Below are 14,400 nucleotides of genomic sequence, written 5' to 3'. Positions count from 1 at the left end.
TCTGTCATATCCCGAATCCTAGGCCCCACGGCAGACCACAATGACAGCATATATCTTCGCGCCTTTTGAAGCACTTGCCGAAAGGTTACTGCCCCACGCGCTCGAACATGGCGAGGACGGATCGCACGATCTGTCCCATCTTGCCCGCGTCTGGAAAAACGCCGCTGCGATCCAGCGCCTGGAAGGTGGTGACGCCGAAGTACTTTGCGCCGCAGCACTGCTGCATGACTGCGTGAGCGTCGAGAAGAACTCGCCCGACCGAAACCGTGCTTCGCGTCTGGCGGCGGAAAAGGCGACCACGCTACTGCGCAATCTTGGCTGGGATGAAGTACGCATCGGCCTTGTCGCCCATGCCATCGAAGCGCACAGTTTTTCGGCCAATATCGAACCTGTCACGACAGAAGCGAAGATATTGCAGGATGCCGACCGGCTCGATGCAATCGGAGTAATCGGCGCAGCCCGGTGTTTCTACATTGCTGGCCGGATGGGCAGCGCGCTTTACGACTGGCGCGACCCGCAGGCCGACAATCGCCCGCTGGACGACAAGCGTTTCGCGCTCGATCATTTCCGCACCAAACTGTTTGGCCTCACCTCCGGCTTCAAAACGAAGACCGGAAAGCTTATGGCCACTGAGAGGCACAGGCGGCTGGAAGCCATTTTTGATGACTTCCTTGCCGAAGCAGATGGTTAAATTGAGTAGCCGCCGTCAATATTAAGCGCCGTCCCCGTCACCATGGAAGCGGCATCCGAGGCCAGCCAGAGCGCGGCTTCAGCCACATCTTCCGGCGTCGAAAACCGATCAAGAGGAATGGTAGCCTTAAGCGCTGCACGTGCCTCCGGCGTATCTTCCGCCAGAAACAGTTTCAGTGCCTCACTGTCGCTTTCAGCCGGGCAGATACAGTTCACCCGGATATTCTTGTCCGCAAGCTCAAGTGCCATCGCCTTGGTTGCGCTGATGATCCATCCCTTGGATGCGCTGTACCAGACAAGGCCCTTGCGCGGACGCAATGCGGTCGCCGAGGCCGTATTGATGATAACGCCTCCGCCCTGATGTTCCATGATCGGCACGACGATCTGTGTCGAGTAATAAAGTGCCTTCATATTCACGGACGCGATCAAATCGAAATTATGCTCGTCCACGTCCGTCAGTGGCATATTGCGATGGGTGAAACCGGCATTGTTGACCATAATGTCGATGCGGCCAAACGCTTCAAAGGCCGTGCGCGCCACGCGCTCGATATCGTCCTTTCGCGAAACATCCACCTGCACGGACAGGGCGTTCACGCCGATATCGGCAAGCTCGTCCTCAACACGCTTTACGTTCACATCGGCGAGGATAACCTTTGCGCCTTCGGCTGCAAATCGGCGCGCCATGCCTGATCCGAAGCCCGAACCGGCACCAGTGATGATTGCGACCTTATCCTGCAGCCTCTTCATGTCATTCTCCTTTTGAGCATTTCCAGTAAAGTGCAATCACTTGAATCCAGATTATTTGTTTCAATATGGCGTTAAGAGCCTGAACCAAAATGAACATGTCATGTATGCACAACCCGTTAATCCGTCAATTATGGCAGTGCACCTTCAATTTCGCGCGATAACGGCATCACGACGGTTGAATTTAAATCGATTAGATAATAGACAAGACCTGCGTGAAAATAGCATGCTTCCCCCAAGCACACTGATTTGCGCAATAAGAGAAGAGAGCGATATATGACCAGCCAGACAATTCCGGTAGAGCCCTTCGACTGCATCGTGTTCGGTGGTTCGGGCGATCTTGCCGAACGCAAGCTCATTCCGGCGCTATATCAGCGTCAGCGTGCAGGCCAGCTCACCGACCCGACGCGCATCATCGGCGCATCGCGCAGCGTCATGACTGATGACGAATATCGGCAGTTCGCACGAGATGCCATTCATGAACATGTGAAGGCTACGGAAGTTGACGAGAAGGAAATCGAAAAGTTTCTCGCCCGCCTCAGCTATGTAGCTGTCGACGCCAAGTCCGATGAGGGCTGGGATGCGCTCAAGACTCTGATCGGCAAGAAGCCGGAAAAGATTCGCGCTTTCTATCTCGCTGTCGGCCCGACGCTCTTCGGCGATATCGCCACGCGCCTGAAGACCCATGGCCTGATCACCCGTGATACGCGCATCATCGTGGAAAAGCCGATCGGTCGCGATCTCGAAACCGCCATGGCGCTTAATGATACGCTGGGCAGCGTTTTCCGCGAAGATCAGATTTTCCGCATCGACCATTATCTCGGCAAGGAAACCGTCCAGAACCTGATGGCGCTGCGTTTTGCCAACGCGCTTTATGAACCTCTGTGGAATTCCGCCCATATCGACCATGTGCAGATCACCGTTGCAGAAGCCGTCGGCCTGGAAGGGCGCGCGGGCTATTACGACAAGGCGGGCGCCCTGCGTGACATGGTGCAGAACCATATTCTCCAGCTTCTTTGCCTCGTTGCGATGGAGCCGCCGTCGTCAATCGAAGCGGACGCCGTCCATGACGAAAAGGTCAAAGTTCTCCGCTCACTGAAGCCGATTACCGCTCTCAATGTAGAGGACATGACAGTACGCGGCCAGTATCGCGCCGGTGCTTCCGCAGGCGGTCCGGTGCGCGGCTATCTGGAAGATCTGGAAAGCGAAAGCAGCAATACCGAAACCTTCGTGGCGCTGAAGGCTGAAATCGCCAACTGGCGTTGGGCTGGTGTGCCGTTTTATCTGCGCACCGGCAAACGGCTCGCCACGCGCGTTTCGGAAATTGTTGTTACTTTCAAACCGATCCCGCATTCCATCTTCGGCGAAAGCGCTGGCAAGGTGATGGCCAATCAGCTCGTCATCCGGTTACAGCCGGACGAAGGCGTTAAGCAGTGGCTTATGATCAAGGACCCAGGCCCCGGCGGCATGCGCCTGCGTCACGTGCCGCTGGATATGAGCTTCGCCCAGTCGTTCAGCGAGCGTAATCCTGATGCCTATGAACGCCTCATCATGGATGTCGTTCGCGGTAACCAGACTCTGTTCATGCGGCGTGACGAAGTCGAGGCAGCATGGCGCTGGGTCGATCCGATCCTTCAGGGATGGGAGTTGAACAGCCAGCCGGTGCAAGGCTACACAGCGGGAACATGGGGCCCATCGTCCTCCATCGCGCTCATCGAGCGTGACGGACGCACATGGCACGAAAGCCTGTGACACTGGAGCCGAGCGTTTCAGTTACTGCTTTGGAAAGGAACGGAATGAGCATTGAACGGCACGATTTTGCCAGCGGAACGGAACTGGCGCAGGCACTGTCGGAAGCCATTGCGAACAAGCTGAATGCCGCCATTGCTGAACGGGGGCAGGCGACGCTTGCCGTATCCGGTGGCACCACGCCGCTGAGGCTTTTTGAAGTGCTTTCCCGCAAGATGATTGACTGGAACCTCGTTACGATCACCCTTGTGGATGAGCGTTTCGTTCCCGTCGAAAGCGACCGGTCCAACGAAAAGCTGGTGCGTGAGCATCTTTTGCGCGATCATGCGGGTGTGGCCAAGTTCGTCGGCCTTTACAACCCGGCGGCAACGGTCGAAACAGCGGCGCTTGCTGCTGCCAGCCGCATCGATGCGTTGCGTCGTCCTTTTGACGTGGTGGTGCTCGGCATGGGTAATGACGGTCATACCGCTTCCTTCTTTCCGGGCGCCGACCGGCTCGATCAGGCGATCAACCCGGAGACAAAGGCGCTCGTACTGCCGATCCATGCCGAGGGCGCTGGCGAAAAACGCCTGACCCTGACCCTTCCCATCGTTGCCGAAGCCGATATGCTGGTGCTGCATATCGAAGGCGCTGCCAAGCAGGCAACGCTGGAAAAAGCGCTGTCCGGTGACGACGAGAATGAAATGCCCGTGCGGGCTGTCTTCCATCATGCGCGCACACCGATCCAGCTCTACTGGACGAGTTAAATTCAATTCAAGCCAGATTGGCACAGGTGATACCCATGCCCACCGAGACGGCACATAAACGCATTCAGGAAATCACCGCGCGCATTCGCGAACGGTCCAAGCCAACGCGCGAAGCCTATCTTGGCCGTGTGCGGGAAGCTTCGTCCAACAAGCCCAAGCGCGCCGTTTTGGGCTGTGCCAATCTCGCGCATGGTTTCGCTGCATGTGGCCCGCACGACAAGGCGGCTCTGATTGGTGACGAAATTCCCAACCTTGGCATCATCACTGCCTATAACGACATGCTGTCGGCGCACCAGCCATTTGAAACCTTCCCGCAGCTCATAAAGCAGGCCGCGCGCGAAGCGGGTGGCGTGGCGCAGGTGGCGGGCGGTGTGCCTGCCATGTGCGATGGCGTCACGCAGGGTTTTGCGGGCATGGAACTGTCGCTGTTCTCCCGCGAAGTGATCGCTATGGCAACCGCCGTCGGTCTGTCGCACGATATGTTCGATGCGGCAGTCTATCTTGGCGTCTGCGACAAGATTGTGCCTGGCCTTATCATCGGTGCGCTGACCTTCGGCCACCTGCCCGCCGTGTTCGTACCTGCCGGGCCGATGACCAGCGGCCTGCCCAACGACGAAAAGGCCAAGACCCGCCAGCTTTATGCCGAAGGCAAGGTCGGGCGTGCCGAACTTCTGGAATCGGAATCGAAGTCCTATCACGGTCCCGGCACCTGCACTTTCTACGGCACGGCCAATTCCAACCAGATGCTTATGGAAATCATGGGCCTGCATCTGCCGGGCGCGTCCTTCATCAATCCGGGCACGCCGCTGCGCGACGCCTTGACCCGCGAAGCCGCCAAGCGCGCGCTGGCGATCACCGCCTGCGGCAACGAATATACGCCGGTCGGCGAAATGCTGGACGAGCGATCCTTCGTCAATGGCGTCATTGGCCTCAATGCCACCGGGGGCTCCACCAACCACACCATCCATCTCATCGCCATGGCGGCTGCCGCCGGCATCAAGCTGACATGGCACGATATTTCGGAAATTTCGGATGCGGTGCCACTGCTGGCCCGCGTCTATCCCAACGGCCTTGCGGATGTGAACCACTTCCACGCTGCTGGCGGCATGGGCTTCCTCATCCGCGAATTGCTCGATGGCGGCATTCTGCATGAGGATGTGCGCACTGTATGGGGCGAAGGCCTGCGTCCTTATGCCATCGAACCGAAGCTTGGCGCCGACGGCAATGTCGTGCGTGAGCCGGTGCCGGAAAAAAGCGGCGACGAAAAGGTTCTGGCCAAGATTCATGCGCCATTCCAGCCAACCGGCGGCCTCAAGGTTCTGACCGGCAATATCGGCAATGCGATCATCAAGGTTTCCGCCGTGAAGCCGGAGCGCCAGATCATTGAGGCCCCCGCCAAGGTTTTCAACGATCAGGCGCAAATGCAGGCCGCGTTCAAGGCTGGCGAGCTGACCGGCGATTTTATCGCCGTGGTGCGCTATCAGGGCCCGAAAGCCAATGGCATGCCGGAGTTGCATAAGCTGATGACGGTTCTGGGCATACTGCAGGATCGTGGCCAGCGCGTCGCTCTCGTCACCGACGGTCGTCTGTCCGGTGCGTCGGGCAAGGTTCCGTCTGCCATCCACGTCACGCCGGAAGCGCTTGATGGTGGCGTCATCGGAAAAATCCGCGACGGCGATTTCATTCGTCTGGATGCCGTGAACGGCACTCTGGAAGTTCTGGTCAATGTGGCCTTGCTGAATGATCGCGGCGAAGACCGTCCCGATCTTTCCGGCAACGAGCATGGCATGGGGCGTGAATTGTTCCGTGCTTTCCGCCAGATTGCTGGACGGGCCGACGAAGGCGCCTCAGTGTTCTGAAAACACACGAAAGAAATTAAGGCAAAGCAGCGATTTCGGCTGTTTTGCCTCTCAAACCATAAAAACCTGTATGAAACTGCACGAAAAACGCAGTTCAATTGTGTCAAAAAACTGGCTTTTTCACGCCAGCAGTGCGGCAAGCCGAAGTAAGCGTATTCGCCATCAGCATTGCGATGGTCATCGGACCGACACCGCCCGGAACCGGCGTGATCGCTCCGGCAACTTTTTCCGCTTCCACGAAATCGACATCGCCGACCAGTCGCGTCTTGCCTTCGCCGCGTTCCGGTGCCGGAATGCGATTGATACCAACGTCGATTACTGTCGCACCCGGCTTGACCCAATCACCCTTGACCATCCGCGGACGCCCGACCGCCGCCACCAGAATATCCGCCATGCGGGCAATTGCGGGCAGGTCTTTCGTGCGGCTGTGCGCAACCGTAACCGTGGCGTTGGCAGCGAGCAGAAGATTGAACATCGGCTTGCCAACAATGTTGGAGCGCCCAATTACAACGGCATTAAGCCCTGAAAGATCGCGACCATGGACACGGTCGATCATAATCATTGCACCCGCTGGCGTACAAGGGACGAAGGCCGTTTCAAGTTCACCGGTGCCAAGCTTGCCGACATTGATAAAGTGAAAGCCGTCCACATCCTTGTCAGGTGAAATGGTCTGGATTACCCGGCCCGAGTCAATATGCTTCGGTAGCGGCAACTGCACCAGAATGCCGTGAATTGCTGGATCGTTGTTCAAGCCCTCTATCAGGTCGAGAAGCTCCTGCTCCGAGGCCATTTCCGGCAGATCGTGCTGAACGGAGTGAAAGCCGCATTCCTTGGCCTTCTTGCTTTTGGAAGCGACATAGACCTGGCTTGCCGGGTCTTCGCCGACAATAACCACCGCGATACCAGGCACAACGCCAGTTGCAGCCACGAGCTTTTCTGTCTCGCGCTTCACCGTGGAAACCACATCCTCGGCGAGCTTCTTGCCATCAATCAATTGAGCCATAGCGAGCGCTCCGTTCTTTTGTGATATCGAACTTGAAGTGTCTGGGAGATACACGACATCTTTTTCGTACACATGCCCATAAGCGTCATGAGGCCCGATGACAATTGGCGAATGCGCGACAATGCAGGATTTTATGAAGTTTCAGAACGCAAAGCTCTGCCCGTACAGGCTACGGCTTCGCAATACGGGACGAGCGCACGTCATCAATGGCGCGACCGAGGGCGGTATTTTCCATGGTGCGGACGGCACCTTCATTCTCGGCTTCCCATCGCGCATTGGCTTCGCGGATAACAGCAGCCAGCCGGGTTTCGCCATAGGGTTCCAGAACATCTTCCGGCTCGGCTTCATTCTTGACCAACGGACGGGGCTTGCGACTGGCCAGCATCATTGAAAAAAGACCAACTACAAAACCGCCCAACAATCCGAGCGCGATAATCATCTGCGGGAGAGGATTGCGTGAGTTCGGTTCGGCGATGGCAGGCGTAACCACCCGCACTGTGGCAGCAGCCCCTGCCGAAGCAGGTTCGCCCCGTGCCGCGCGCATCTGCAAATCCTCGAACAGTGCCCGCTTTGCCGCGGCATCGCGTTCCAGCATCTGCAGGCGGGCTCTGTCTTCCTCCGTAGCAGGCGTTGAACCGAAACCGGCAATGGCGGCCGCAGCCTTTTGCTCTCGTTCGACCGCATTCTTAAGATCGGCTTGTAACAGGCTACGTTGGCTGGAAATCTCCTTGTCGATCTCCGCCTCAATCTGGTTCGCTTCCGCCCCCTGCCCTGCGGCGCGATAACGCTCTACCAGGGAACCCAACGCGCCAGACCGCATAGCTTCAGGAACGCCATTCCTGGCTAGGCTCTCGGCGGTCGCACCGTTCAGGCTATTGGCCTCCGCTGCGATGCGCGCTGTCTCGGCCTTGCTGTCAGCGAATTCGCGCTGAAGCGCGACTTTGTTATCGTCATCGCCAAAATCCCGGCTGAGACGAAAAGCTGTTGCCGCCTGCCGTGCCGCTTCGGCATCGGCCTCCAGACTTTGCAGGCGCGCCGGAAGATCGCCTGACCCATTCAACTCCGCACTGCCTTGCAGATGGTCGCGAAACGCGCGTGCAACGGCATTGGCCAAAAGTGCCGCCGTTTCCGGCCTGTCAGCCGTGGCCTCGACATTCACCGTACCGCTGTCAAGCGCCTGCGTGAAATCGAGACGCTGGCGCAGCAATTGCGCACCCGACATTTTTTGGTGCCCGATCAAGTCCGGGGATTGCTGCTCTTCGGGCAGCAATCGGGTCAAGCGAGAGCGCAATTCCTCCAGAAATGAGGGAGCGCCAAGATCGGCTTGACGCTCGATGCGCGCTATCTGTGCGGCGCGCTTGAGAACTGCATTCGAGGCAATTTCGCTGCGTCGCTCCGGCGGAAAAACCTGCAAGGATGCCGTTGCCCGATATTGGGATGGCTCCAGAAGAGCATATGTGGTTCCAATAATGCCGCCCAGCAACGTGAAACCGGCCAACAGCCCCCATCGACGCCTGCGGCGCGGTAGTCCTACCGGCTTTTCGAGTTTCGGGACGGAGGTCAATGCGGATGGTTCCGGCGCGGATGGTTCCTCGGTCGAGGCGCCAAGATTGGCTTGCAGCGCCTCCCGCACGGCATTCATCCGGCCCTGCATATCGGTCTTCGGATCAATAGGCTCGCCCGTTTCGGCGGCTAATAAATCCCGTTTACGGCGGAGCAACTCCTCGCGGCGCCTCTGATGCGCGCGCTCTTCGTCATTGTATTCGGTCGTTTGAACGGATGGCGCATGCTTGAGGAATTCCGGCGCATAAGCCAGAAGTGGGCGTGCCACCACACGTCTCCTCTCTCCGTCCCGTTCCACCATTGCTCCGTCCCGCATTCCTATCTGACTGGATCAGATCGGCGCTCTAACTATTGATTTTAAAGCCCATCTTTTCCGAAAGCCGTTTCACACTTCGCTAGATGCACTCTAATCCAGATTAGTATTCATCATGGCAAACAAACCGTTAAAATTGCAATTATATCTATTGATTCATGTAGATAAATCAGGAGACCACCATGAGCGCAGAAACGGAATACCCGATTGATCCGGTCCGGCTTGGCGGCATAATCCAGTTTATCCAGCATGCAGAGCGGCTGAAAAGTACTTTACGTTCGGGCCATACTTCTCAGGGCCGACCGGAAAGCACAGCCGAACATAGCTGGCGGCTATGCCTTCTCGTTACGCTGTTGGATCGTGAGTTGGGCGACTGCGACCGGCTGAAACTCATAAAGATGTGCATCATCCATGATTTGGGCGAGGCTATTTCCGGCGATGTGCCTGCCATCTATCAATCTACCGACGATGGGCGAGCCGAGCGCGAGAAAGCTGACCTCATGACGCTTTGCGCTCCGCTGCCGGACGATCTACGCGCGGAAATTATGGAGCTTTGGACGGATTACAGCGAAGGCAACTCGCGAGAAGCGATTTTTGCCAAGGGCTTCGACAAGCTCGAAACCATGATGCAGCATAATATTGGTCTCAACCCGCCGGATTTCGATTATGCGTTCAATCTCGACTACGGTGTGAAGCAGACGTCACGCCATCCTCTGCTACGCCAGTTTCGCGAAATCGTGGACGCCGAAACCCGACGCAATGCAGAAAAGCGGTCGTAGAGCGGTTTCACTTCCGTGAGACATGCGGCGGTCAGCTCAGGGTCGCGAAGTGGCGCAGTGTGAAGGTAATCTGGTAAATCAGCGCAACAACAGAGAAAACCGCATGATAGCGCCGGTTCCCCCAGAACGCCGCGATCAGACTGAACAGGATGAAACAGGCGACTTGAATCGGGTACTCGATCCCATAGACCCGATAATGATCGGCTCCTTTCAGTAACGTATCAATGAAATCCGCCACATAAACCAACGCCAGAATGCCGAAAAACCACTTGCGCCGGGAGATGAAATAATCGCGATAACCGGTGTATTCCTCCATACTGTCAGGGAAGAGCAACGTGCTGAGCAGGAAATACAGACCGGCATAGAAAATCACAAAGAGATATTTCTCGAACGTCCACAGCGGAATGGTTCGCAAGCTAAACTCGAACCACCAGAAATGAATGACAGAAAGCAGGATGAAGCCACCCCAAGCCAGATGGACCGGATAAATTTTCTGCTTGCCGGGATGCTGGATAAAGCGCGCCAATCCAGTCAAAAGGCGTGAAACGCAGAGGCCCAGGATCATGCCTATTATGATGCGGACGTGGCCGAAGGCTTCAGTTGGCGGCACACCCGTTGTCAAGGCCGGATCCATTCTTCCCTCCGAAGCGTCGCTAAACCTTGTTTTATATTGATCGACATACTTTGCGCGATCAATGACTTAAGTTCAGAATCCAGTGGACACGCCGCATATAGTTGCGAAGTGTAATGGGGTGCGGCTATACCATCGCAGGCCATGTCCAAATGAAATTTAAAGGTGGAACAATTAATATGCATGACACGGTAGTTCTGGTCGGTTGCGGCAATATGGGGTTCGCCATGCTGAAAGGCTGGCTCGATAGCGGTCTTCTCAAGGCGCATGACGTATATGTCGTGGAGCCAACCGAGGTGCTTCGCGATCGCGCTGCTGGCTCTGGCGTCTATGCCTTTGAAAATGCTGAATCTCTCCCCGCCAATCTGAAGCCGCGCATGGTTCTCGTGGCCGTCAAACCGCAGGTCATGACACAGGTTCTGCCGGCCTATAAGCGCTTTGCACCGGCTGCCACTTTCGTCAGCGTTGCCGCTGGTATTCCAGTCACCCTTTTTGAAAGCCAGCTCGGTCACGATGCAGCCGTGCTTCGCTGCATGCCTAACACGCCGGCTGCCATCGGCAAGGGGATGCTCGTCACCTACAAGAACGCCAATGTGACCGATGAAAGTGAAGCCTTCATTGCACGTCTGCTTGAAACATCCGGCAAGGTCGCAAGTGTGGATGATGAATCACTGATGGACGCCGTAACCGCCGTCTCAGGTTCAGGACCGGCCTATGTGTTCCACTTCATCGAGGCACTGACCGATGCTGGCGTGACAGCCGGACTGCCGAAGGAAACGGCCGCACTGCTGGCAATGCAGACGGTGATGGGCGCTGGCGCTTTGGCCGATGCCAGCACGGACACGCCGTCAAAGCTACGCGAACAGGTAACAAGCCCGAACGGCACCACTGCTGCCGCGCTTGAGGTTCTGATGGGCGGCGATCGCCTCAAGACGCTTGTTGGAGAAGCCGTGGAAGCTGCCCGCAAGCGTTCGGTGGAACTAGGTAAGGCTTAAACAAACAATCGCGGCACCGCTTGGATCAACGCTCTAGTGACAGGCGCTTGCGGTGCCGCCAGCAGTTCCCGCGTCGGACGGCATTCCACAATCTGCCCGCGGTCCATCACGGCAATCCGGTCAGCCATCTGTGCCGCAACTGCCAGGTCATGCGTGATGAAAAGATAGGCCGTCTGTTCGGCGTTCTGCATGTCACGCAACAATTTGAGAATGGCGCCTCTGACCGTAACGTCAAGCGCCGAAACCGCTTCGTCCAGCACGATAAGCGACGGATTGGTTGCAAGCGCACGCGCAATCGCGACGCGCTGGCGCTGTCCGCCCGAAATCTCATGAACGCCGCGCCGCGCCAACGCCTGATCAAGCACGACCGTTTGCAGAAGACTGGCGACATCGCGCTTGAGACCGTGGATGCGCAGCGGCTCGCGCAGAAGATCGTAGACGCTGGCGCGCGGGTTAAAGGCGGACAGCGGGTCCTGAAATACCATCTGCATACGTGCGCGCTGCCTGCGGAGATCGGCGCCTTCTAGTGCCAGCCAATCCTCGCCTTCAAAGTGGATTGTACCGCTTACAAGCGGGTGAAGCCGCAGCAGTGCCCGCGCCAGCGTGGACTTGCCGCTGCCTGACGGACCGACCAGCGCCAGTGTCTCGCCCTGCTGTACCTCAAGGCTGATGCTGTCGAGCGCAATAGCGTCGCCATAGCGTACTGTAAGTCCATCGGCCTTCAGGAGCGGTTCAGCCATGGGCCGCCTCCAGCACTGGCACGGCAGCAATCAGCGCTTTGGTGTACACCGTTTGCGGGTTGGAGATAATATTTTGTGCCGAACCGTATTCCACCAGCTCGCCCCGCCGGAAAACACCAATACGGTCGGCCAGACCCGATGCCAAGGCGATGTCGTGGGTGATGAAGATCAGCGTCATGGCATCTACATGCACCAGTTCTCGCAGGAGAGAGACAATCTCCTTTTGCACGATGGTGTCGAGCGCGCTTGTCGGCTCGTCCGCAATCACTAGGCGCGGACCCGCGGCAATGGCGAGCGCAATCGCGATGCGCTGTTTCTGCCCGCCGGAAAACTGATGCGGATAGCGCGAAAAACTTGCTTCAGCTTGGGGAATGTGAACCCGCTGCAAAAGGCTGACTGCCTTGGCTTTTGCAGCCGCTCTGTCAATTTTCGCGTGAGCGCGGATCGTCTCGACGAGTTGCGCCCCAACCGTCATCAACGGATCGAAGCTCGACGCAGGGTCCTGAAACACGAAGCCAATGTCGCGTCCCGGCTTCAGCCTGTCCTCCGACCATTCCATATTGCCGGAAATACGTGCATTGCCCGGCAGAAGCGAAGCCAGCGCCAATGCCAGCGTGCTTTTGCCCGAACCGCTTTCGCCAATGATTGCCAACGTTTCGCCGAGCCGGACGTCAATATTGATAGTATCCAACGCCGTTTCGCGGCCATAGCGTACGGAAAACTGCTCCAGCCTGACGATCTCTTTCATGACTGAACCTCGCGCCGGGACAAGGCGTTGGTCAGCCCTTCTCCCGCCAGGTAGACGCCGACAACCGTCAGGGCCAGCGCCAGTCCCGGCATTATTGACAGCCAAGGTGCAGAGCGCAGGACCGTACGCCCCTCGGCGATCATGCCGCCCCAGGTGACGCGGTTCGGATCGCCCAGCCCCAGAAAGGACAGAGCCGCTTCAATCAATATGGCGGAAGCGACGATCACCGGCACCAGTGCCAGAACTGGCGGCAGGGCGTTGGGCAAAATCTGGCGAAATGCAATTTCCATCGGATGCATGCCAATGACGCGGGCCGAAGCGACATAGTCGCTTTCGCGAATTGTGAGCACCTGTCCACGTGTGAGACGCGCAGCCTGCGTCCAGCTTGAAAGCGCGATTGCAGCAATCAGCACCGGCAACGACGGCCCGGCGATGCTGACCAGCGCCAACGCCAGCAGAAAGCCCGGCACGGTTTGGAAGGCTTCCGTAATCCGCATCAGGATTTCATCAATGATACCGCCCGCAAAACCGGCCAGCGTTCCGACAGTGCTGCCGAAAATAATCGCGGCCAAGGAAGCGGCCAGCCCCACAGCAAGCGATGTGCGTGCGCCATAGAAAAGCTCCGCCATAACATCGCGGCCAAGCCGGTCTGTTCCGAAAATAAAGTCCATATTTTCAAAAGGTTGCAGCAGCGGTGCTGAGACAATGCTTAATGGATCGCCGGGAAAGAGGAGAGGTGCCATAAGTGCTGCGAGCACAAGCAGGGCCAGCAGGATTGTGCCCGTTACACCTTCACCCGTTCTGAAATAACGTTTCGAGTGACTCATGCCCCGCCGCCTCCGGTCGCGATACGCGGATCGAGCCATAGATAGATCAGGTCGATAAGGAAATTGACCACGATCACCATGACGGCGCTCACCAGAATGACGCCGAGCAGAAGTGGTGTATCACGGCTTGCAACGGCCTCTTGCGCAAGCCGCCCCAGCCCCGGCACGGCGAAGACGCTTTCGATCACCACGCTGCCGCCAAGCATGGATGCCGCCTGCAAGCCCAGCACCGTGACGACTGGCAGAAGTGCGTTGCGCGCCACGTGACGGAGGACAATGCGCGGATACGAAATGCCCCTCGCCCGCAAGGCGCGCACGAAATCCATGCGCCATATCTCAGCCATAGCGGCACGCATCACCCGCAGGTACAGCGCCAGATAGATCACCGCCAGCGAGATGACCGGCAGCACCAGATGCACCGCAATGTCTCCCGCCCGCGCCAGTCCATACTTGCCGGAGGCGATCGTTTCGATACCGCTCGACGGCAACCAGCGCAGCCGGATCGAAAACAGGATGACCAGCACAAGTGCCAGCCAGAAACCGGGAATCGCATAGAGAACCAAGGATGCAACGGAAAGAAAACGGTCGCGATAGCTTCCGGGCTTCGCTCCTGCCACGATGCCGAGGAGCGCTCCCACGGCAAAAGACAGAGCGGTCGCCGCCCCCATCAAGAAAAGCGTGTTGGGCAGGCGCTCCAGGATAACGTCGAGAATGGGCCGGTTGAAACTGACGGACCAGCCGAGATTACCCTGCGCAAGTGCTGCCAAGTAGGCGCCAAGCCGATGCCAGACTGACTGATCCAGCCCCCAGCGCGCCCGCATTTCGGCAATCGTTGCCGCATCGCCGCCAAATGTCACGGCATAAGCGTCGACCGCATCGCCCGGTGCACTGTCTGCCAAGAAAAAGCAGCCGACAATGACAATCAGCAGCACGATTATGCTGCCGACCAATCGTTTGCGGAAGAGGGCCAGAATCTGTTTCACGGCGGCAGGATACAATCAACCCGGTTGCTT

General features: G+C 57.6%; 14 protein-coding genes. 6 read left to right on the top strand and 8 right to left on the bottom strand.

Features of this window, described 5'->3' with window-relative positions; genetic code table 11:
• Nucleotides 1–40 precede the first annotated feature (40 nt).
• Nucleotides 41–691 (top strand): HD domain-containing protein, encoded by a 651-nt coding sequence (locus FJQ48_RS04025; RefSeq protein ID WP_139973924.1) that lies wholly within the window; start codon nucleotides 41–43, stop codon nucleotides 689–691.
• Here FJQ48_RS04025 and FJQ48_RS04020 read toward each other — a convergent pair.
• Nucleotides 688–1,437 carry an SDR family oxidoreductase gene (locus FJQ48_RS04020; protein WP_139973923.1) on the bottom strand — a complete coding sequence of 250 codons (750 nt, stop codon included), beginning with the start codon at nucleotides 1,435–1,437 and terminating at the stop codon, nucleotides 688–690. The genes FJQ48_RS04025 and FJQ48_RS04020 overlap by 4 nt on opposite strands.
• 273 nt (nucleotides 1,438–1,710) lie before the next feature.
• Between FJQ48_RS04020 and zwf the strand changes: the two genes are divergently transcribed.
• The 3 genes from zwf to edd are packed head-to-tail and all read left to right on the top strand — an operon-like array spanning nucleotide 1,711 to nucleotide 5,788.
• Entirely contained in the window at nucleotides 1,711–3,186 is a 1,476-nt protein-coding gene (gene zwf, locus FJQ48_RS04015) for a glucose-6-phosphate dehydrogenase (protein ID WP_139973922.1), read from the top strand.
• 44 nt (nucleotides 3,187–3,230) lie between these two features.
• The gene (gene pgl, locus FJQ48_RS04010; RefSeq protein ID WP_139973921.1) at nucleotides 3,231–3,929 is read left to right on the top strand and encodes a 6-phosphogluconolactonase; all 699 of its coding nucleotides are present in this window, start codon (nucleotides 3,231–3,233) and stop codon (nucleotides 3,927–3,929) included.
• Nucleotides 3,930–3,964: 35 nt separating this feature from the next.
• Entirely contained in the window at nucleotides 3,965–5,788 is a 1,824-nt protein-coding gene (edd, locus tag FJQ48_RS04005; protein ID WP_139973920.1) for a phosphogluconate dehydratase, read from the top strand.
• Nucleotides 5,789–5,891: 103 nt separating this feature from the next.
• Here edd and folD read toward each other — a convergent pair whose 3' ends face one another.
• On the bottom strand, nucleotides 5,892–6,791 hold the full coding sequence (gene folD / locus FJQ48_RS04000; protein ID WP_139973919.1) for a bifunctional methylenetetrahydrofolate dehydrogenase/methenyltetrahydrofolate cyclohydrolase FolD: 900 nt from the start codon (nucleotides 6,789–6,791) through the stop codon (nucleotides 5,892–5,894).
• Nucleotides 6,792–6,960: 169 nt separating this feature from the next.
• Nucleotides 6,961–8,622, bottom strand: a complete 1,662-nt coding sequence (locus tag FJQ48_RS03995; RefSeq protein WP_247870293.1) for a GNVR domain-containing protein — start codon at nucleotides 8,620–8,622, stop codon at nucleotides 6,961–6,963.
• A 227-nt stretch (nucleotides 8,623–8,849) separates the two neighbouring features.
• Between FJQ48_RS03995 and FJQ48_RS03990 the strand changes: the two genes are divergently transcribed.
• Nucleotides 8,850–9,446 carry an HD domain-containing protein gene (locus FJQ48_RS03990; protein ID WP_139973917.1) on the top strand — a complete coding sequence of 199 codons (597 nt, stop codon included), beginning with the start codon at nucleotides 8,850–8,852 and terminating at the stop codon, nucleotides 9,444–9,446.
• A gap of 31 nt (nucleotides 9,447–9,477) precedes the next feature.
• Here the strand turns inward: FJQ48_RS03990 and FJQ48_RS03985 are convergent, their stop codons facing one another.
• Nucleotides 9,478–10,080, bottom strand: a complete 603-nt coding sequence (locus tag FJQ48_RS03985; RefSeq protein ID WP_139973916.1) for a hypothetical protein — start codon at nucleotides 10,078–10,080, stop codon at nucleotides 9,478–9,480.
• A gap of 176 nt (nucleotides 10,081–10,256) precedes the next feature.
• On the opposite strand from FJQ48_RS03985, the gene proC reads away from it, so the two are divergent.
• Nucleotides 10,257–11,072 (top strand): pyrroline-5-carboxylate reductase, encoded by an 816-nt coding sequence (gene proC, locus FJQ48_RS03980; protein ID WP_139973915.1) that lies wholly within the window; start codon nucleotides 10,257–10,259, stop codon nucleotides 11,070–11,072.
• On the opposite strand, the gene FJQ48_RS03975 is transcribed toward proC, so the two are convergent.
• From FJQ48_RS03975 to FJQ48_RS03960, 4 genes are read right to left on the bottom strand one after another with little or no spacing between them, the layout of a single operon-like run.
• A complete protein-coding gene (locus FJQ48_RS03975; RefSeq protein ID WP_139973914.1) occupies nucleotides 11,069–11,812 on the bottom strand; it encodes an ATP-binding cassette domain-containing protein in 744 nt (247 codons plus the stop codon). The genes proC and FJQ48_RS03975 overlap by 4 nt on opposite strands.
• Entirely contained in the window at nucleotides 11,805–12,560 is a 756-nt protein-coding gene (locus tag FJQ48_RS03970) for an ABC transporter ATP-binding protein (RefSeq protein ID WP_139973913.1), read from the bottom strand. Before FJQ48_RS03970 ends, FJQ48_RS03975 begins: the two co-directional genes overlap by 8 nt.
• Nucleotides 12,557–13,387 carry an ABC transporter permease gene (locus FJQ48_RS03965; RefSeq protein WP_139973912.1) on the bottom strand — a complete coding sequence of 277 codons (831 nt, stop codon included), beginning with the start codon at nucleotides 13,385–13,387 and terminating at the stop codon, nucleotides 12,557–12,559. Before FJQ48_RS03965 ends, FJQ48_RS03970 begins: the two co-directional genes overlap by 4 nt.
• On the bottom strand, nucleotides 13,384–14,385 hold the full coding sequence (locus FJQ48_RS03960) for an ABC transporter permease (RefSeq protein WP_139973911.1): 1,002 nt from the start codon (nucleotides 14,383–14,385) through the stop codon (nucleotides 13,384–13,386). The genes FJQ48_RS03965 and FJQ48_RS03960 overlap by 4 nt, the downstream gene beginning before the upstream one ends.
• Nucleotides 14,386–14,400: the final 15 nt, after the last annotated feature.

Origin of the sequence: Ochrobactrum sp. CGA5, assembly GCF_006345815.1 — a bacterium.
GTDB lineage: Bacteria > Pseudomonadota > Alphaproteobacteria > Rhizobiales > Rhizobiaceae > Brucella.
The sequence above is the reverse complement of the archived record's forward strand: the minus strand, read 5'-3'. Positions and strand labels throughout refer to the sequence as shown.